The following is a 17655-nucleotide window of genomic DNA, read 5'->3' as shown; positions in this document are numbered from 1 at the left end:
CAATTCTGTGATCGCCGCGCAGTATCGTTGACCAAAGGAAACCAAATGCCTCCCATTGATCCCGTTGATCTGACCGCTGAGCTGGTCAAATGCGCCTCTGTCACGCCAGCCGACGAAGGGGCGCTGGATGTGCTGTCTGACGTGCTGTCACAGGCCGGTTTCGCGGTGTCATGGGCCGATCGCGGCGGCATTCGCAATCTGTTTGCCCGCTGGGGCGACAAGGGCCACGCGCGCACCTTCGGCTTTAACGGGCACACCGATGTGGTGCCCGTGGGTGATACAGGCGCGTGGACGCATCCCCCGTTCTCCGCCGAAGTTGTCGAAGGCGTGATGTACGGGCGCGGCACCACGGATATGAAATCGGGCGTTGCCGCCTTTGCCGCAGCGGCCATTGATTTTGTTCAGGATACGCCGCCCGATGGCGCGGTGATTTTGGCCATCACCGGCGATGAAGAAGCTGACGCGGTGGACGGCACCACTGCGCTGCTGGATTACATGGATGCACAAGGCGAGGCGATGACCGTCTGTCTGGTGGGCGAACCGACCTGCCCCGAGACCATGGGCGACATGATGAAGATTGGCCGTCGTGGATCAATGACCGCGTGGTTCGACGTGACCGGAAAACAGGGTCATTCCGCCTATCCCCACCGCGCGCTGAACCCGCTGCCGGCAATGGTGCGGCTGATGGACCGGCTGGCCAGCTATCCGCTGGACGAGGGGACCGACCATTTTGACCCCTCGACGCTGGCCGTTGTCACAGTGGACACCGGCAACCCCGCCACCAATGTGATTCCGGCGACCTGCTCTGCCTGCGTCAACATCCGGTTCAACGACATCCACTCGGGCGACAGCCTCAGCTTGTGGCTGCAAGAGAATGTGGACCAGGTCGTCGAAGAATTCGGCGTGAAAATCGACCTGCGCATCAAGGTTTCGGGCGAGGCCTTCCTGACACCGCCCGGTGACCTGTCGACGCTGATCAGCACGGCGGTCGAGGCGGAAACCGGGGTCAAGCCGGTCCTGTCCACCACCGGCGGCACTTCGGACGCGCGCTTTGTCAAGAATCACTGCCCGGTTGTCGAATTCGGTCTGGTCGGGCAGTCGATGCACCAGGTGGACGAACACGTGCGCATCGAACATATCCACCAGCTCAAGGCGATCTATGCCCGCATCCTGCGTGACTATTTCGCATGACGGTCCAGATTGCCACGACCCGCGATATTGACGCCTGCCGCGCCTTGCGACGCACGGTGTTCATTGAAGAGCAACAGGTGCCCGAGGCGGACGAGATCGACGATCTGGATGAGGACGCGCTGCATATCCTTGCCACCGATGCGGGTCGTCCGGTCGGGTCGGCGCGGATCATCCTGTTGGACGACACGGCCAAGATCGGCCGCGTCTGCGTGCTGAAAGACCAGCGCGGTACGGGCCTTGGGGCCGCTCTGATCCGCGCAGCGCTGGATGTGGTGCGGGATCAGGCGGGCGTGACACGGGCCAAGCTGGGATCGCAGGAATATGCGATTCCTTTCTATGAAAAGCTGGGATTTTCCGCCTATGGGCCTGTCTATCTGGACGCGGGCATTCGCCACCGCGACATGGAACTGACCCTGTGACCCCCACCCTGGTGGTCATGGTCAAAGAGCCGCGTGCGGGGCGGGTGAAAACCCGGCTTGGCCGCGACATTGGCATGACCGCCGCTGCATGGTGGTTCCGCCATCAGGTCCGCCGCCTGCTGCGCACCATCGACGATCCGCGCTGGACCACGGTTCTGGCCGTCGCCCCCGACCGCGCAGGTATGACCAGCCGCGTCTGGCCCGCGCATCTGCCGCGCTGGCCGCAGGGGCAGGGCGATCTGGGCGACCGGATGGCGCGGATGATGGCACGCGCGGGCGGCCCGGTCTGTGTGATCGGGGCTGACGTGCCGGGCATCACCCGCGCGCACATCGCCCAAGCGTTCAAGGCGCTGGGCGATCACGACGCCGTCTTTGGCCCCGCCCACGATGGCGGCTACTGGCTGATCGGCCTGCGCCGCGCGCACCCCTTGCCGCGCGGGCTGTTCCACGGCGTCCGCTGGTCCACCGAACACGCGCTGGCCGACACCCGCGCCACGCTGTCCGGCCTGCGCATTGCCCAGATCGCGACCCTGCAAGATGTGGACTCCGCCGCCGATCTGCCCCGCGCCGGACACGATAAATAGCCGATGACGCTGCCTCATGCCCGTGCTACCTCGGAGGTATGAGCCGTATACCTTCAAAACCCGAGATCCTCGACTGGATTGCCGCCAATCCGACCCTGACCGCCAAGCGTGACATCGCCAAGGCCTTCGGGATCAAAGGCGCGGCTCGGATCGACCTGAAACGCCTGCTGCGCGAACTGGAAGACGAAGGTCATCTGGAAAAGCGCAAAAAGACCTATCAGGACCCCGACCGCTTGCCACCCGTCAGCATCTTGCAGGTGCTGGCCCCTGACAGCAACGGCGACCTGTTCGCGCGGCCCCTTGAATGGCACGGCACGGGGGTAGAACCCGTGGTGCTGATGATCACCCGCGCATCCGATCCGGCGCTGGGCGAAGGCGACCGTATTCTGGCGCGCCTGACCGTGGTGACGGCAGAGGATCACAATTACGAGGCGCGGATGATCCGGCGGGTTGGCAGCAACCCCAAGAAGATCCTAGGCGTGTTCCGCAAAACAGCCGAAGGCGGGCGTATCCTGCCCGTGGACAAGGGCGCCGACAAGGAATGGCAGGTGCCATCCGACGCCACGGGTGGCGCCAAGGACGGCGAGCTGGTCGAGGCGGAACTGGCCGGCCCCGCCCGCATGGGCCTGCCGCGTGCGCGCATTGTGGAACGGCTGGGCGATCCGTCTGCGCCCAAGGCTGTGTCGCTGATCGCCATCCGCCAGCACGGCATCCCCGATGATTTCCCCGACGAGGTGATCGCCGAGGCCGACGCGATGAAGCCGATGGGCCTGAAAGGCCGCGAGGACCTGCGCGACATGCCGCTGATCACCATCGACCCGTGGGATGCGCGCGACCACGACGACGCCTGCTATGCCCATGCCGACGATGATCCCAAGAACAAGGGCGGCCATATCATCTGGGTCGCGATTGCGGATGTGGCGGCCTATGTCACGCCCGGTTCGGCGCTGGACCGCGAGGCGCGCAAGCGCGGCAACTCGACCTATTTCCCCGACCGCGTGGTGCCGATGTTGCCCGACCGTCTGTCCGGCGACCTGTGCAGCCTGCACGAGGGCGTGCCGCGTGCCTGTATCGCCGTGCGGATGCAGATCGACGCGCAGGGCGAAAAGCTGAGCCACAAGTTCGTGCGCGGTCTGATGCGGTCACCCGCGTCGCTAAACTACGAAGAAGTGCAGGCAGCCATTGACGGCAACCCCAACGACCGGTGCGGTCCCTTGTTAGAGCCTGTTTTGCAGCCCCTCTATGACGCCTATGCCGCTTTGGTCAAAGCACGCCATTTGCGTCAGCCGCTGGAGCTGGACCTGCCCGAACGGCAGATCGTGCTGGAAGACGACGGCACCGTCAGCTCTGTCAACTTCAAGGAACGGCTGGATGCCCACCGTCTGATCGAGGAATTCATGGTGCTGGCCAACGTCGCCGCCGCCGAGACCCTGATCGCCAAGAAACAGCCGCTGCTGTTCCGCGTCCACGAAGAACCCAGCCCCGAAAAGCTGAACGCCCTGCGTGAAATCGCGCTTGAGGCAGGGTTTCCGCTGGCCAAGGGGCAGGTGTTGAAAACCGCGCATCTGAACAACCTGCTGAACTCTGCTGCGGGGTCCGAGGATGCCGAGTTGATCAACATCTCGACCCTGCGGTCAATGATGCAAGCCTATTACGGGCCGCAGAACTTTGGCCACTTTGGTCTGGCCTTGCGCAATTACGCGCACTTCACCTCGCCCATTCGCCGCTATGCCGATCTGATCGTGCACCGCGCGCTGGTCACGGCGCATGGCTGGGGAAAGGACGGGCTGAAGCCCGAGGACATCGAACGGCTGGAAGAGACAGGCCAACATATTTCCGACACGGAACGCCGGTCGATGGTCGCCGAACGGGACACGACCGACCGCTATCTGGCTTCCTACCTGTCGGAACGGGTGGGCGACGAATTCACCGGACGGATCAGCGGCGTGGCCAAGTTCGGCGCGTTTGTAAAACTGGACGACAGCGGTGCCGACGGGCTGGTGCCGATCCGCACGCTGGGACGCGAGTTCTTCCACTTTGACCGCGAGGCGGGCACGCTGATGGGGGCGGACACCGGCCTGACCATCGGTGTCGGCCAACGGGTGACCGCGCGCCTGACCGAAGCCACGCCGGTCACAGGGGGCGTGGCGCTGGAGCTGTTGACGATTGACGGGGAAAAAATGCCCCAAGGCGGCAGCCGTTCACCCGCAGGTCGTTCACCACGGCGCAAGGCGGCCAAGGGCAAACGCAAAACCGACAAGATCAAACGCAAGGTCAGCCGGAAACGCGGTTAGATTCGAATGTCTGCTGTCAATTTCTGACAGGAGTTGTGTTATAACTGGCGCATGAGCCGTACACATCGCCTGTTCCAATTGATGCAACATTTGCGTCGCCTGCCTCCGCCTGTCACGGCACAGCAGCTGGCTGACGACATGGATGTGTCCTTGCGCACCGTGTACCGTGACATTGATGCGTTGCGCGGGTTGGGGGCTGTGATCGACGGCGAGGCAGGCTTTGGCTTTACCTTGATCGAGGACGCAACACTGCCACCGCTGGGGTTCGAGGATGACGAACTGGAGGCGCTGGTGCTGGGCCTGCGCGATGTGGCGGTGATTGGCGATCCGGCACTGTCCAAAGCGGCGGAATCGGCGCTGGTCAAAATTCAGGCGCGCGTGCCGCCCCGTCAGGCCCACCGGTTGAAACATGCGATTCTGGACGCGCACCGGTTCCACCGCCCCGCCGCCCCCACCATCGACGTGGGCCTGCTGCGCGCGGCCACCTGGGACGAGGTTTGCGTGCGGTTTTCCTATTCCGACGCCGAGGCGCGACAGACCGAACGCAGCGTGCGCCCGCTGGGGATCGTCTATTTCGACCACAACAACGTGCTGTTGGCCTGGTGCCTGCTGCGACAGGACTTCCGGACGTTCCGGCTGGACCGGATGAGCGATCTGGAACGCACCGACACCAGCTTTCGACCGCACCGCGTGGCGCTGCTGCGCCAGCACCTTGAGCGGATCCGGGCCGATCAGGAACGCCACTGTCTGCCCTGACCGCTTTCGGCAGCCGGGTTTTGCCGCTAACCTGCGGCCAATCACGCGGACCACACCAGCGAGAATCGAGGCACTATGCGGTATCTTTCCCTGTCAGCAGCAGCGGCGCTGGGCGTCGGATTCGGCGGCATTGTGCTGGCTGAAACATCGATCCGGCCCGTCTTGCGTCCGCAACCGGCGGTATCAGCCAGTGGCACCACCGTGGGCGAAACCCCTGTCACAGAGACTGAAACACTGTCGAACGCAGGCTTTCAGGACTGGATCAAAGGGTTCTATCCGCGCGCCATGGCCAAAGGCATCCGGCAGAGCACGCTGGACGCCGCTTTTGCCGGCATCACCTTTGACGCGGACGTGGTGCGGCGCGACCGCAACCAGTCGGAGTTTACCAAGACGATCTGGGACTATCTGGACACCGCGGTGTCAGACGCCCGTATCGCCAACGGTCAGGAGGCGATGCGCAAACACGGCGCCACGCTGGACAGGATCGAGGCCAAATACGGCGTCGATAAATACGTGGTGACCGCGATCTGGGGTCTGGAGAGCGCCTATGGCGGGTTTCGCGGATCGAACAGCACGGTGCAAAGCCTGGCCTCGCTGGCCTATGACACGCGGCGGTCGTCGTTCTTTGAAGAACAGCTGATGGCGGCGCTGACGATTCTGGAGAATGGCGACGTGGCCGCCGCGCGTATGAATGGCAGTTGGGCGGGGGCGATGGGGCATACCCAGTTCATGCCCACATCGTTTCTGGCCCATGCGGTGGACTTCACCGGCGACGGCAAGCGTGACATCTGGTCCGACGATCCGACGGATGCCCTGGCGTCGACGGCGGCCTATCTGAAACACCACGGCTGGCAGACAGGTATGCCCTGGGGCGTCGAGGTGACGCTGCCTGAGGGGTTTGATTACACGCAAGCCAACCGCGAGATCACCAAGCTGCCCTCGGTCTGGGCAGGCTTGGGGGTGAAAGGCGTCGGCGGGCCGGTGCCGGACCATGGGCCGGCGGCAGTTCTGCTGCCTGCGGGGGCCGAAGGGGCCGCTTTCCTGGTGTTTGATAATTTCGAGGTCATCGAGGCCTATAACACCGCCGATGCCTATGTGATCGGGGTCGGTTATCTGGCTGATCGCATTCGGGGTGGTGCTGCGATACGCGCAAACTGGCCGCGCGGTGATCGGGTGCTGACGTTTGCCGAGCGAATTGAGCTTCAGGAACGGCTGACGGCGCAAGGGTTTGATACGCACAAGATTGACGCCAAGATCGGTCCGCTGACGGTGGACGCGGTGCGGCGGTATCAATTGTCTAAGGGGATTGTGCCGGATGGCTATGCGTCGCTGCGTTTGCTTGAGCGCTTGCGTGGCGGGTAGGGGCAGGACCGGGGCGCTGCCCCGGACCTCGGGATATTTTAGGCCAAAAGAAGTTTAGCTTTCGACGATGCCGCGCAGACGTTCCGAGCGACGGCGCAGCAGTTCGACCACGGTCAGCAGAATGATCGAGATACCGACCAGAAGCGTGGCGACCGCGAGGATCGTCGGGCTGATCTGTTCGCGCAGGCCGGTGAACATCTGCCAGGGCAGCGTTTTCTGGCCGGCGGAGCCGACAAAGAGGACAACAACGACTTCGTCAAAGGAGGTGATAAAGGCGAAGAGGCCGCCCGAGATCACGCCGGGCAGGATCAGCGGCATTTGCACGCGGAAGAAAGTAGTGACCGGGTTGGCGCCCATGTTGGCCGCCGCGCGGGTCAGCGAGCGGTCAAAGCCGACCAGCGTGGCCGTGACGGTGATGATCACGAAGGGGATGCCAAGCACCGCGTGGGCGAGGATGACCTTGACGTATCCGACAAAGTTCTTGTCGAGCCCCAGGGTCGTTTCCAGCCAGTTGCCCAGAGTTGAGTAGAAAAAGAACATGCCGGTCGCAGAGATGATCAACGGTACGATCATTGGCGAGATCAGGATCGCCATAATCGTTCCTTTGAACGGGACGTGGGATTGCGACAGACCGATGGCCGCCAGCGTGCCCAGCGACACCGAGATCACGGTGGCAAAGGGCGCGATGATCAGCGAGTTTTTCAGGCTGCGCTGCCATTCGTTGTTGGTAAAGAAGTCCTGATAGTGCTTCAGCGAATAACCGTCAGGGTCCAGCCGCAGCATTTCCGGCGTGAAGGTAAAGAAGTTCTCGGCGTTGAAGCTGAGCGGCATCACCACGATGATCGGCGTGATCAGAAAGATGAAGATCAGCGCGCAGATGAAGCGGAAGGAATAGTACCAGATCCGCTGCGGTGTCGTTGCATAAGGAGGCAGGCCCATAATCAGTTATCCCAGTTTCACGTTGTCGATGCCGACGATCCGGTCGTAGCACCAGTAAAGGAGAAGAACGACCGCCAGCAGGATCGACCCCAGCGCGGCCGCGAGGCCCCAGTTCAGCGAGGACGAAATGTGGTAGGCGATGCGGTTCGAGATGAACACGCCTTTGGTTCCGCCGACGATTTCGGGGGTGATGTAGTAGCCGATGGACAGGATGAATACGAGAATCGACCCCGCACCGATGCCCGGAATCGACTGGGGGAAGTAGACGCGCCAGAAGGCCGTCCAGTTCGTCGCCCCCAGTGATTTTGCCGCCCGCAGATAGGTCGGCGGTACGGTTTGCATCACCGAATACATCGGCAGGATCATGAACGGCAGCAGGATGTGTGTCATGGCCACGATCGTGCCGAACTGGTTGTTGATCATGATCAGGCGGTTGGCGTCGTCCACCAGCCCCAGCCAGACCAGCACGTCGTTGATCACACCCTGTTGTTGCAGCATGACCTTCCAGGCCGATGTGCGCACCAGAAGCGAGGTCCAGAAGGGCAGCAGCACGAGGATCATCAGCAGGTTGGCCTTGGCGGTGGGCAGGTTGGCCAGAAGCCACGCCACCGGATAGCCCAGCAGGATACAGGATCCGGTGATCACCAGCGACATGATCAGCGTGCGTCCGAAAAGTTTCAGCAGGATCTGCTTGTCTTCCGGCTGCCAGGCAATGCCTTCCGGCGTTTTCTGCGCATCTATCGCATTCAGAAAGTAACCGGCGGTGTATTTCGAGGAATGGGTTTGCAGTGTTTCCCATGGCCCGGGTGTCGCCCACTCGGGGTCAATGTCGGTGAAAACCCTGGAAAAGGCGGGAATGTCGAATTGCACAGCCTGCGCTTGTTTCAACAGATCGGCACGCGGGCCTGACAGGCCTGACAGGTCGGCTGTTTTCAGCTCTTGCAGCAAGGCCAGCGGCACCAGTTCCCACGGATCGCGTGTGGCGGGGTCGCGCTGTTCTTCAGTGGCCTCGTAGACGGCCCATTCAGTATAGCTGCGGGTGGTCAGGGGCAGCGCGTCGGCCATCTGGGCACTGGGGGCAAAGTCCATTTTGGCTGAGGCCGAGCTGTCGTTCAGTCGACCGATGCGTCCACGCATGGCGCTTAGCAGTCCGGTGTCGGCCTCGTCGTTGCCTGCGTTCATCAGCGCGTACCAGGTTTCACCGTCCTTAAAGGCCGGGAGGGCCTTTTCCAGCGCCTTGGTGGCGTCTTTTGCCAGATCGTCAACCTTGCGGCCGCTTTGGCGGAACAGGGATGAGATCCCGGATTTTTCATAGTTCAGGCGTGAACCCAAACGCGTGTGACGTTTGGCTTCGACGGCGACGAACAGGTCATAATACATGGCCTGATAGACAGCTTCAGAGGGGATTTCGCCCGATGTGGCGTCCCAGCCGGCAAGCTGGCGTACCGCATTGGGCAGTGTGTTGGCCACGATGTCGTTCTCGACAGACCGGAACAGCATCGATCCGATCGGAATGATAAAGGTCACGAGAACAAAGATCAGCAACGGCGCAATCAGAAGCAAGGCGCGGCTTTTCTGGCGGCGCAGGGCACGCGCAAGGCTGCGTTTCAGCGGGGTGCCGTCAGCGGCCATCACCGGGCCGTCTTCGGCGTTTTGATTTGGTACGTTGCTCATCATCGATCTCGCTTTGGAGGGTGGAGGAGGCCGGATGTGGCCTCCCCCTGTTTCAGGCGATCAGGCGAAGCTTATTGCGCCAGCCACGCTTGGAATTTTGCGTCGATGTCGTCGCGGTAGTCGGCCCAGAACTCGTAGTTATACAGGAACGTGTTCTTTGCGTTTTCCGGATCGGTCGGCATGTGCGGTGCCATTTCGATGCCCAGATCGGCGTGTTTGCCAACCAGAGGAGCCGAAGATTTGCGCGCGGGGCCGTACGAGATGTATTTGGCCTGGTCCGCCAGACGCTGTGTGTCTGTCGCAAAATAGATAAAGTCCAGTGCACGGGCTTTACGCTCGTCGCTCAGACCTGCGGGAATGATCCAGCCGTCAAGATCGAACACCTGCGCGTCCCACAGCATGGCGACGGGCTGGTCTTGCTCTTCGATGACAGAGAACAGGCGACCGTTATAGGTCGAACCCATCACAACTTCGCCGTCTGCCAGCAATTGGGGCGTATCCGCACCGGCCGACCACCAGATCACGTCGTCTTTGATGGTTGCCAGTTTGTCCAGCGCCTGCTGCTGACCTTCTGGTGTGGCCAGAACGTCATAGACTTCGTCCTTGGCAACGCCGTCACAGATCAGCGCCCATTCCATGTTGTTAATCGGGCGTTTTTCCAGCGAACGTTTGCCGGGATATGTTTCGGTGTCGAAGATCGCGCAGACCGATGTCGGAGGCGTGTCGCCGACCATGTCGGTACGATAGCCGAATGTTGTCGAATAAACGATCTGCGGAATGAAGCAGTCGGAAACCAGAAGGTCGCCAAAATCTTCGGATGCAGGCGTGCCATCGGGCGCGTCGGCCAGCATTTCGTCTGCGTCGATTTCCATCGCCAGACCTTCGTCACACAGACGGATGGCGTCAGAGGCCACAACATCGACCACATCCCATGTGATGTTGCCGGCTTCGTTCATCGCACGCAGCTTTGCCACGGCTTCGTTCGAGCTGTCGTCGTTGATGATGCTGACGCCGGTTTTCTCGGCATAGGGATCGCTGTACGCAAGTTTTTGCGATTTGGAATAGGCGCCGCCCCAGGACACGATGGTCATTTCGTTGGCCATGTGCGCTTCGGCTGCGACCATGCCCGCGACAAAGCTGAGCGCCGTCGAGGTCATAAGAATTTTGGTCAGTTTCATATTTGATCTCCCAATCATTTAGCCGTTTCCGGCCATTGCCCGTGTGGATGTTGGGACGGGGATAACGGGCTTTGATACCGTCCCTTTTTTATCGCGCGACCGCAGCCGCGCGACGTCTCGCGCGTGCTTGGGACGTTACGCGTCCAAAGCGCGGCAATCTTCGGGCAGCCAGCCGATTTCGATCTGGGTGCCGGGTGTCAGACGCTCCTGGTCCGGCGCGTTCCGGGTCTTGATGACAAATTCATCAGTCCCTGCGACGCGCAGACGGGTGCGGAAAATATCGCCCATATAGATGAACTCAAGCACTTCGGCCTTCAGGGTCCGGGCGCCTGGCATCAGGCGTTCCTTTTTCATCTCGACCCGTTCGGGACGGATGGACACACGGGTGCGTTCGCCAACCTTGCTGACGTTCACCGGAACCGCGTCGATCAGGTCGCCGCCGTCCAGCTGAACCACAGCCGTGCCGTTGCTGATCTCTTTGACTTCGCCCATCAACGTGTTGTTTTCACCGATGAACTGGGCGACGAAGCTGTTCTCGGGTTTTTCGTACAGTTGGTCGGGCGGTGCCAATTGCTGAATGCGGCCGTTTTCGAACACGGCAACGCGGTCGGACATGGTCAGGGCTTCGGTCTGGTCGTGGGTCACATAGACCACGGTAATGCCCAGATCATGCGCCAGCTTGGTAATTTCGAACTGCAGGGTTTCGCGCAGCTGTTTGTCCAGCGCACCCAGCGGTTCGTCCATCAGAACCAGTTCGGGTTCGAACACCAGCGCACGCGCCAGAGCGATCCGCTGTTGTTGACCACCCGACAATTGCGTGGGACGCCGACCGGCGAAATCGTTCATCTGCACCATGCCAAGGGCGCGGTGGATTTTCTCCTCGCGCTCCGACTTGCCGATCTTGCGCACTTCCAGCGGGAAGGCCAGGTTCTCTGCAACGGTCATGTGCGGGAACAGCGCATAGTTCTGGAAAACCATGCCGATGCCACGTTTGTGCGGCGGGATGTTGTTGATCGACGTTCCGCCAAGACGGATGTCACCATGTGTTGCTGTCTCAAATCCTGCCAGCATCATCAGGCAAGTCGTCTTGCCCGAACCGGATGGGCCGAGCATTGTCAAAAACTCGCCGCGTGGCATGGAAAGGTTCAAGTCTTTGACGACGAGATTTACGCCGTCATAACTTTTTTGCACGCGTTCGAATTCAACGAACGCAGCATCGGTCGATGTGTTAGCCAAATCAGGCTCCCTGGTTTTTATGACGACGGTGAACCCGCCTTGTTGCTTACGAGTAAAACGACCACAGTCGAGTATTGCAACCAGATTACTGAAAAACAGTTGGTTGTGCCCACAATAGGGCGTTTTTCTCGTTAAATTCCAAATATAAGGACAATGGCCTGCCTGAAACGGCATCGCTTGTGCCGTCACCGACATCAGGAATCGGTCAAAGTTGTTTGGTGTTGCGTCCTGAGGCGTCACAACGCAAGTTTCTTAAAATGGAGCACGCGCATGATTGTTAAAAACCTTCCGTTTACCATTGCCGAATATGATCGCCGCATCGCGCTTGTGCGTGGCGCTATGGATGATGCTGGTATCGACACTTTGTTTATTACGGACCCCAGCAATCAGGCCTGGCTGACAGGGTATGACGGCTGGTCGTTCTATGTGCATCAGGGGGTCATTCTGCGCGCAGAGGGGGATCCTGTCTGGTGGGGGCGGCGTCAGGATACTGCCGGGGCGCGGCGCACGGTCTGGATGGATGACGATCATGTGCGCGGCTATGAGGATCACTTTGTACAGTCTACAGAACGCCATCCGATGCAGGATCTTGCGGGCATTTTGCAAGAGCTGGGCGCGCAGCGCATCGGCGTCGAGATGGACAATTATTATTTTTCAGCCAAGGCATTTGCGGTGATGCAGTCCAGCCTGCCGGAGGCCCGGTTTTCAGATGCCACCGCAATGGTGAACTGGAAACGCGCCGTGAAATCCGCGCCCGAACTGGATTACATGCGCAAGGCCGCGCGGATATCCGAGAAGATCGTCGATGGTCTGCTTGAGCGGGTCGAACCCGGGGTGCCCAAGAACGAAGTGGTCGCGGAAATCTATCGTGACGCGGTGCGCGGGGTCGACGGCGCGTGGGGGGATTATCCTGCGATTGTACCGCTCTTGCCATCCGGGTCAGATGCCGCGGCACCTCATCTGACATGGGATGGCCGCCCCTTTGAATCCGGGCAGGCGACATTTTTTGAAATCTCCGGCTGCTATCGCCGCTATCACGCGCCGTTCTGCCGCTCGCTGTTTCTGGGCACGCCTCCTGATTTCCTGAAACGCGCCGAGGCGGCCCTGGTCGAGGGGCTTGAGGCCGGGTTGGATGCGGCCCGTGCGGGCAATCGCGCTTGCGACATTGCCAATGCACTGGCGGCCCCGCTGGAAGCCGCGGGAATAGAACGGGGGGAGCGGTGTGGCTACCCCATCGGCCTCAGCTATCCGCCGGACTGGGGCGAACGCACGATTTCACTGCGCAGCAACGACCAGACTGTTCTGGAACCGAATATGACATTCCACTTTATGCCCGGCCTTTGGATGGCCGACTGGGGGCTTGAAATTACCGAAAGCATCCGCATCACAGAAGATGGCGCCGCTGAATGTTTCTGCGACCGCCCGCGCAAGATGTTTGTCAAATCATGAGCCTGCGCGAGACTGTCGAACTGCTGGACCAGTTGATCGCCATGCCGACAGTGTCGGCGGACAGCAACATGGCAATGATCGCCGAACTGGCGCAACGATTGGAAGACGCCGGTGCACAAACCGATGTAATGTTGTCGCCCTGTGGAACCAAGGCCAACCTATGGGCCCGAATCGGCCCCGACGCACCGGGGGGACTGTTGCTGAGTGGGCATACAGATGTGGTGCCCGTGGAAGACCAGGACTGGACGTCGGACCCGTTCGCGATGCGCAATACAGGGGATCGTCTGTACGGACGCGGCACCTGTGACATGAAGGGGTTTATCGCTGCCGCCGTGGTCATGGCAGGCAAGGTACAGGCGCAAAAGCCGGTGCATTTCGCCTTTACCTATGACGAAGAGGTGGGCTGTATAGGTGCCCGCGCGTTGATCCCTGAATTGCAGGCACGCGGGTTGCAACCCACAATGGCCGTGATCGGAGAACCGACCGGGATGCGTGTGATCGAGGGGCACAAGGGGTGCTGCGAATACACCACGCATTTTACGGGTCTTGAGGGGCACGGCAGTGATCCCGGGCGCGGTGTGAATGCTGCGGAATATGCTGTGCGCTATGTCGGTCGGCTGATGGAACTGCGCGCCGATCTGATGGCGCGCACGCCCGCCGGCAGCCGGTTCGAGCCGCCATGGACCACGATTAATATCGGTCGGGTTTCAGGTGGGGTGGCGCATAATGTCATCGCGGGCAAGGCAGAGGTGGAATGGGAAATGCGCCCTGTTGTACAAGATGACGCCCGTTTTGTACGAAAAAGCATCGAGGCTTTTGTCGAGGATGAAATGCTGCCGATGATGCGCGCCATCTATCCACAGGCCGATATTCGCACCGAAACAATAGGCGAAATCGCTGGGCTGGAGCCGATGGAAGTAAACACCGCCCGCGATGTTCTGGCCGGATTGCTGGGCACCAACAGCGCCGAACTGGTGCCATTCGGAACCGAAGCGGGGCTGTTTCAGGAGATGGGGATGGATGTCGTGGTTTGCGGGCCGGGGCATATCGCCCAGGCCCATAAACCGGATGAATTTGTCGCCATCGACCAGATGGCCGCCTGTCTGGCCATGTTAGAGCCACTTATGACGGGCGCCTGATGGTTCAGGATGCGGCTTTGAACAGCCCCTGTTCCTTGATTTGCGCATAGGATTCGTCCAGCGCGGTGCGCGCACGTTTGCCCATTTCGGTGATTTCTTCCGGCGTGATGACCAGCGGCGGCGAGATCACCATACGGTCATAGACGTGGCGCATGATCAGGTTGTTGGCAAAGCTGCGTTCACGCGTCATGAAACCGGCGGTGCCCGCGTCGGCGGCAAATTTGGCGCGGCTGTCCTTGTCGGGCGTCAGGGCCAGCGAGGCCATCATGCCGACAATCTTGGTTTCCCCCACCATCGGATGATCGCCCAAGCCGTGCCACATCTCGGCCAGTGCGGGGGCCGCAACATTGCGGACGTGGTCCAGAATGTTTTCGTCTTCCATGATCCGCAGGTTCTCCAACGCCACGGCGCTGGCAACGGGATGACCGGAATAGGTATAGCCGTGATTGAACTCGCAAGCATTCATCACCTCGGCCACTTCGTCCGACACGATTGATCCGCCGATGGGCTGGTATCCCGACGACAAACCTTTGGCGATGGTCATGATGTCGGGTTTGATGCCCACGGTGGTCGATCCGAACCATTCGCCGGTGCGGCCAAAACCACAGATGACCTCGTCGGCGATCAGCAGAATTTCGTATTTGTCACAGATGCGCTGGATTTCCGGCCAGTAGGTCGACGGAGGCACGATTACACCGCCAGCGCCCTGAATAGGCTCTGCAATAAAGGCGGCGACGCGGTCCTCGCCCAGCTCCAGAATGGCTTTTTCCAGCTCTTGCGCGCGTTGCAGGCCGAAGTCTTCGGGCGTGGATGTGCCGCCTTCGGCCCACCAGTTCGGTTGGTCAATGTGGTGAATGTCGGGAATCGGCAGGCCACCCTGTTCGTGCATCGGGGTCATGCCCCCCAGACTGCCCGATCCGACAGAGGACCCATGGTAGGCATTCTTGCGGCTGATGATGATGGATTTGGTCGGCTTGCCCTTTTGCGCCCAATAGGTGCGCACCATGCGGATGTTGGTGTCATTCGCCTCGGACCCCGAACCTGCAAAGAAAACATGGTTCAGATGCGCCGGTGCCAGTTCCGCAATCTTGGCGGCCAGTGCGATGACCGGTGCGTGCGATGTCATGAAAAACGTATTGTAATAGGGCAGTTCGCGCATCTGCCGTGCAGCAACATCGGCCAGTTCGCCACGACCATAGCCGATATTGACACACCACAGCCCTGCCATGCCGTCCAGGATGCGGTTGCCTTCGCTGTCGGTCAGGTAAACGCCGTCGGCACGGGTGATAATGCGCGCGCCTTTTGCTGCCAGTTCGTTGTTGGTGCTAAAGGGGTGCATGTGGTGTGCGGCGTCCAGCGCCTGCAATTCCGCGGTGGGCAGATGGTTGGTGATGGCAGCCATGACGGTGTCCTTTTCATTCGAAATGAAGTTGCCCGCAGAATATGATCAAATTTTTCGCTGTCAATCCGGCAGGTGGCGAATCACCGTGGCGCAGGGTCTTCGGTCAACGCGGCGCGCACTTGCACCATCCCTTGGCAAATGTCTTCGGCGATGGCGTCGCGCGCGGCATCGGCGTCGCCAAGTGTCAGTGCTTCGAGCAGCTCGGCATGTTTGTCCGGCAGGTTGGAGGTGCCAAACCGACCACAGACCACACGCAAAGAGGGCCCGAAACGCAGCCAGAGCGCACCAGCGAATTGCGCCAGTATTGGCGCCTGTGCGACGGCATATAGGGCAGTATGAAAGGCATGGTTCAGACGCAAATACCCGCTGATATCCCCCGCTGAAATGGCGTGGTTCAGCCCGTTGTCGATGGCTGTCAGCGTCGCAATATCGTCAGCCGAAATATGCGAAGTTGCGCGAAATGCCAACTCTGGCTCAAGATTTAATCGCATGAATTCAAGCTGTTCCAGCGTATGCAAGTCCAACACCGGCACTGACGCGCGACGATTGCCTTGCATCACAAGCGCGCCTTCGGCGGTCAGCTTGCGGATCGCTTCACGCACTGGTGTCATGCCTGCGTCCAGCATTGTTGTCAGACCCTGAATCGTGATCGGCTGACCGGGCGCCAGATCACCGAACAACACCGCATCGCGCAATTTGGTGTAGACCGCTTGGTGGGCGGGCGTCTTGGCGGTCAGGGCCCGGGTTTCTGCCCCGTTCTGGAGCGCCTCTTTTTTCAGCGATGCATTCATTGCGATATCTCTTTCTGGCACCTCGGCGGCGAACTGCTTGCACGGTTCCCTTTGCCGTGAAAGCATAAAACATCTTGCCGCAAAGGGCAAAACTTGATCAAATTACCCCAAGCCGGGATCAACCCGGTCTGATAACCGGGAGAACACTATGACTAAGATGATGCTTAGCACAGTAGCAGCATTGGCTGTTATGGCCACTTCGGCACTGGCAGAAGAAGTGCGCGTTTACAACTGGTCCGACTACATCGACGAAGAACTGCTTGCCAAGTTTGAAGCGGAAACGGGCATTGATCTTATCTATGACGTTTTTGACAGCAACGAGGTTCTGGAAACCAAAATGCTGGCCGGTTCGTCGGGCTATGATGTCGTGGTGCCATCGGGCACTTTCCTGCAACGCCAGATCAGCGCAGGGGCTTTTCAGAAGCTGGACAAGTCGAAGTTGCCGAACCTTGGGAACATGTGGGACGTGATCAGCGACCGCGTTGGAAAATACGACCCCGGCAACGAATATGCGATCAACTACATGTGGGGCACCACGGGTATTGGCGTGAACGTCGAAAAGGTCAAAGAAGCGCTGGGCGATGATGCGCCTGTCGATTCGCTGGCGTTGATCTTTGACCCTGCCAACATGGAAAAACTGTCCGCCTGTGGCGTTCATTTCCTGGATGCTCCGGCGGAAATCATCCCCGCCGCGCTGAATTACATCGGTGAAAACCCCGACGCGCAAGACGCCGAAACCATCCAGAAGGCCGAGCCGGTTCTGACCGCCATCGCGCCCTATGTGCAGAAATTCCACAGCTCGGAATACATCAACGCGCTGGCCAATGGCGACATTTGCGTCGCAGTCGGCTGGTCGGGTGATATCCTGCAAGCACGCGACCGTGCGGTCGAGGCCGACAACGGTGTGACCATCGAATATCACGCGCCGAAAGAAGGTGCGCTGATGTGGTTCGACAACATGGCGATTCCGGTGGATGCACCGAACCCGGACGGGGCGCACAAGTTCCTGAACTTTATCATGGACGCGCAGAACATGGCGGCGGCGTCGAACTATGTCTATTACGCCAACGGCAATCTGGCGAGCCAGGAGTATCTGGTTGAAGACGTGATCGGTGACACGGCGATCTATCCCGATGCCGCGACGCTGGAAAACCTGTATACGACGTCGCCTTATGACGCAAAAACACAGCGCGTCGTCACGCGTTTGTGGACCAAGGTCAAATCGGGCACCTGAGGCCCGA

Annotated in this window: 14 protein-coding genes and 1 pseudogene; 9 read left to right on the top strand and 6 right to left on the bottom strand. The window is 60.3% G+C overall.

Translation table 11 applies throughout. The annotated features are described in order from the left end of the window. The first annotated feature begins 45 nt into the window (after window positions 1-45). The 6 genes from dapE to DSM107133_RS17905 all read left to right on the top strand — a co-directional run bounded on the left by dapE (window position 46) and on the right by DSM107133_RS17905 (window position 6606). Complete coding sequence (gene dapE, locus DSM107133_RS17930; RefSeq protein ID WP_114291770.1) at window positions 46-1191, top strand: succinyl-diaminopimelate desuccinylase; 1146 nt, start codon at window positions 46-48, stop codon at window positions 1189-1191. Then, window positions 1188-1610 carry a GNAT family N-acetyltransferase gene (locus DSM107133_RS17925; RefSeq protein WP_114291769.1) on the top strand — a complete coding sequence of 141 codons (423 nt, stop codon included), beginning with the start codon at window positions 1188-1190 and terminating at the stop codon, window positions 1608-1610. Before dapE ends, DSM107133_RS17925 begins: the two co-directional genes overlap by 4 nt. Beyond that, window positions 1607-2194, top strand: coding sequence for a TIGR04282 family arsenosugar biosynthesis glycosyltransferase (locus tag DSM107133_RS17920; RefSeq protein WP_114291768.1), 588 nt, complete (start codon window positions 1607-1609; stop codon window positions 2192-2194). Before DSM107133_RS17925 ends, DSM107133_RS17920 begins: the two co-directional genes overlap by 4 nt. A gap of 38 nt (window positions 2195-2232) precedes the next feature. Further along, window positions 2233-4488 carry a ribonuclease R gene (rnr, locus tag DSM107133_RS17915; protein WP_114291767.1) on the top strand — a complete coding sequence of 752 codons (2256 nt, stop codon included), beginning with the start codon at window positions 2233-2235 and terminating at the stop codon, window positions 4486-4488. A gap of 51 nt (window positions 4489-4539) precedes the next feature. Further along, a complete protein-coding gene (locus DSM107133_RS17910) occupies window positions 4540-5244 on the top strand; it encodes a YafY family protein (RefSeq protein ID WP_114291766.1) in 705 nt (234 codons plus the stop codon). A 75-nt stretch (window positions 5245-5319) separates the two neighbouring features. Then, window positions 5320-6606: a lytic murein transglycosylase gene (locus DSM107133_RS17905; protein ID WP_114291765.1), complete on the top strand. Its 1287-nt coding sequence runs from the start codon at window positions 5320-5322 to the stop codon at window positions 6604-6606. 54 nt (window positions 6607-6660) lie between these two features. On the opposite strand, the pseudogene DSM107133_RS17900 reads toward DSM107133_RS17905, so the two are convergent. The 4 genes and pseudogenes from DSM107133_RS17900 to DSM107133_RS17885 all read right to left on the bottom strand — a co-directional run. Next, window positions 6661-7509, bottom strand: a pseudogene (locus DSM107133_RS17900) (ABC transporter permease); the annotation flags it as partial. A 42-nt stretch (window positions 7510-7551) separates the two neighbouring features. Next, window positions 7552-9219, bottom strand: coding sequence for an ABC transporter permease (locus DSM107133_RS17895; RefSeq protein ID WP_114291763.1), 1668 nt, complete (start codon window positions 9217-9219; stop codon window positions 7552-7554). Between the two features lie 71 nt (window positions 9220-9290). Beyond that, window positions 9291-10397 (bottom strand): extracellular solute-binding protein, encoded by a 1107-nt coding sequence (locus DSM107133_RS17890; RefSeq protein WP_114291762.1) that lies wholly within the window; start codon window positions 10395-10397, stop codon window positions 9291-9293. A gap of 135 nt (window positions 10398-10532) precedes the next feature. Beyond that, window positions 10533-11633 (bottom strand): ABC transporter ATP-binding protein, encoded by a 1101-nt coding sequence (locus tag DSM107133_RS17885; protein ID WP_114291761.1) that lies wholly within the window; start codon window positions 11631-11633, stop codon window positions 10533-10535. A 270-nt stretch (window positions 11634-11903) separates the two neighbouring features. On the opposite strand from DSM107133_RS17885, the gene DSM107133_RS17880 reads away from it, so the two are divergent. Continuing rightward, window positions 11904-13082 carry a M24 family metallopeptidase gene (locus tag DSM107133_RS17880; protein WP_114291760.1) on the top strand — a complete coding sequence of 393 codons (1179 nt, stop codon included), beginning with the start codon at window positions 11904-11906 and terminating at the stop codon, window positions 13080-13082. Next, window positions 13079-14221 (top strand): acetylornithine deacetylase, encoded by a 1143-nt coding sequence (argE, locus tag DSM107133_RS17875; protein WP_114291759.1) that lies wholly within the window; start codon window positions 13079-13081, stop codon window positions 14219-14221. The genes DSM107133_RS17880 and argE overlap by 4 nt, the downstream gene beginning before the upstream one ends. A gap of 4 nt (window positions 14222-14225) precedes the next feature. Here argE and DSM107133_RS17870 read toward each other — a convergent pair whose 3' ends face one another. Together DSM107133_RS17870 and DSM107133_RS17865 are read right to left on the bottom strand one after the other, a co-directional pair. Next, window positions 14226-15623, bottom strand: a complete 1398-nt coding sequence (locus tag DSM107133_RS17870) for an aspartate aminotransferase family protein (RefSeq protein WP_114291758.1) — start codon at window positions 15621-15623, stop codon at window positions 14226-14228. An 80-nt stretch (window positions 15624-15703) separates the two neighbouring features. Next, on the bottom strand, window positions 15704-16414 hold the full coding sequence (locus tag DSM107133_RS17865; protein ID WP_114291757.1) for a GntR family transcriptional regulator: 711 nt from the start codon (window positions 16412-16414) through the stop codon (window positions 15704-15706). Between the two features lie 148 nt (window positions 16415-16562). Here DSM107133_RS17865 and DSM107133_RS17860 point away from each other — a divergent pair, with 148 nt between their 5' ends. Then, window positions 16563-17648 carry a polyamine ABC transporter substrate-binding protein gene (locus DSM107133_RS17860; protein WP_114291756.1) on the top strand — a complete coding sequence of 362 codons (1086 nt, stop codon included), beginning with the start codon at window positions 16563-16565 and terminating at the stop codon, window positions 17646-17648. The last annotated feature ends 7 nt before the right edge of the window (window positions 17649-17655 follow it).

The sequence above is a fragment of the Pseudosulfitobacter sp. DSM 107133 genome, assembly GCF_022788695.1.
Lineage (GTDB): Bacteria > Pseudomonadota > Alphaproteobacteria > Rhodobacterales > Rhodobacteraceae > Pseudosulfitobacter.
This window is presented reverse-complemented; position numbering and strand designations above follow the sequence as displayed.

Bases quoted from the DNA above. Each gene is read 5' to 3' on its own strand.
- dapE (WP_114291770.1), top strand. From the start codon at position 46: ATGCCTCCCATTGATCCCGTTGATCTGACCGCTGAGCTGGTCAAATGC.
- DSM107133_RS17925 (WP_114291769.1), top strand. From the start codon at position 1,188: ATGACGGTCCAGATTGCCACGACCCGCGATATTGACGCCTGCCGCGCC.
- rnr (WP_114291767.1), top strand. From the start codon at position 2,233: ATGAGCCGTATACCTTCAAAACCCGAGATCCTCGACTGGATTGCCGCC.
- DSM107133_RS17910 (WP_114291766.1), top strand. From the start codon at position 4,540: ATGAGCCGTACACATCGCCTGTTCCAATTGATGCAACATTTGCGTCGC.
- DSM107133_RS17905 (WP_114291765.1), top strand. From the start codon at position 5,320: ATGCGGTATCTTTCCCTGTCAGCAGCAGCGGCGCTGGGCGTCGGATTC.
- DSM107133_RS17895 (WP_114291763.1), bottom strand. From the start codon at position 9,219: ATGAGCAACGTACCAAATCAAAACGCCGAAGACGGCCCGGTGATGGCC.
- DSM107133_RS17890 (WP_114291762.1), bottom strand. From the start codon at position 10,397: ATGAAACTGACCAAAATTCTTATGACCTCGACGGCGCTCAGCTTTGTC.
- DSM107133_RS17880 (WP_114291760.1), top strand. From the start codon at position 11,904: ATGATTGTTAAAAACCTTCCGTTTACCATTGCCGAATATGATCGCCGC.
- argE (WP_114291759.1), top strand. From the start codon at position 13,079: ATGAGCCTGCGCGAGACTGTCGAACTGCTGGACCAGTTGATCGCCATG.
- DSM107133_RS17870 (WP_114291758.1), bottom strand. From the start codon at position 15,623: ATGGCTGCCATCACCAACCATCTGCCCACCGCGGAATTGCAGGCGCTG.
- DSM107133_RS17865 (WP_114291757.1), bottom strand. From the start codon at position 16,414: ATGAATGCATCGCTGAAAAAAGAGGCGCTCCAGAACGGGGCAGAAACC.
- DSM107133_RS17860 (WP_114291756.1), top strand. From the start codon at position 16,563: ATGACTAAGATGATGCTTAGCACAGTAGCAGCATTGGCTGTTATGGCC.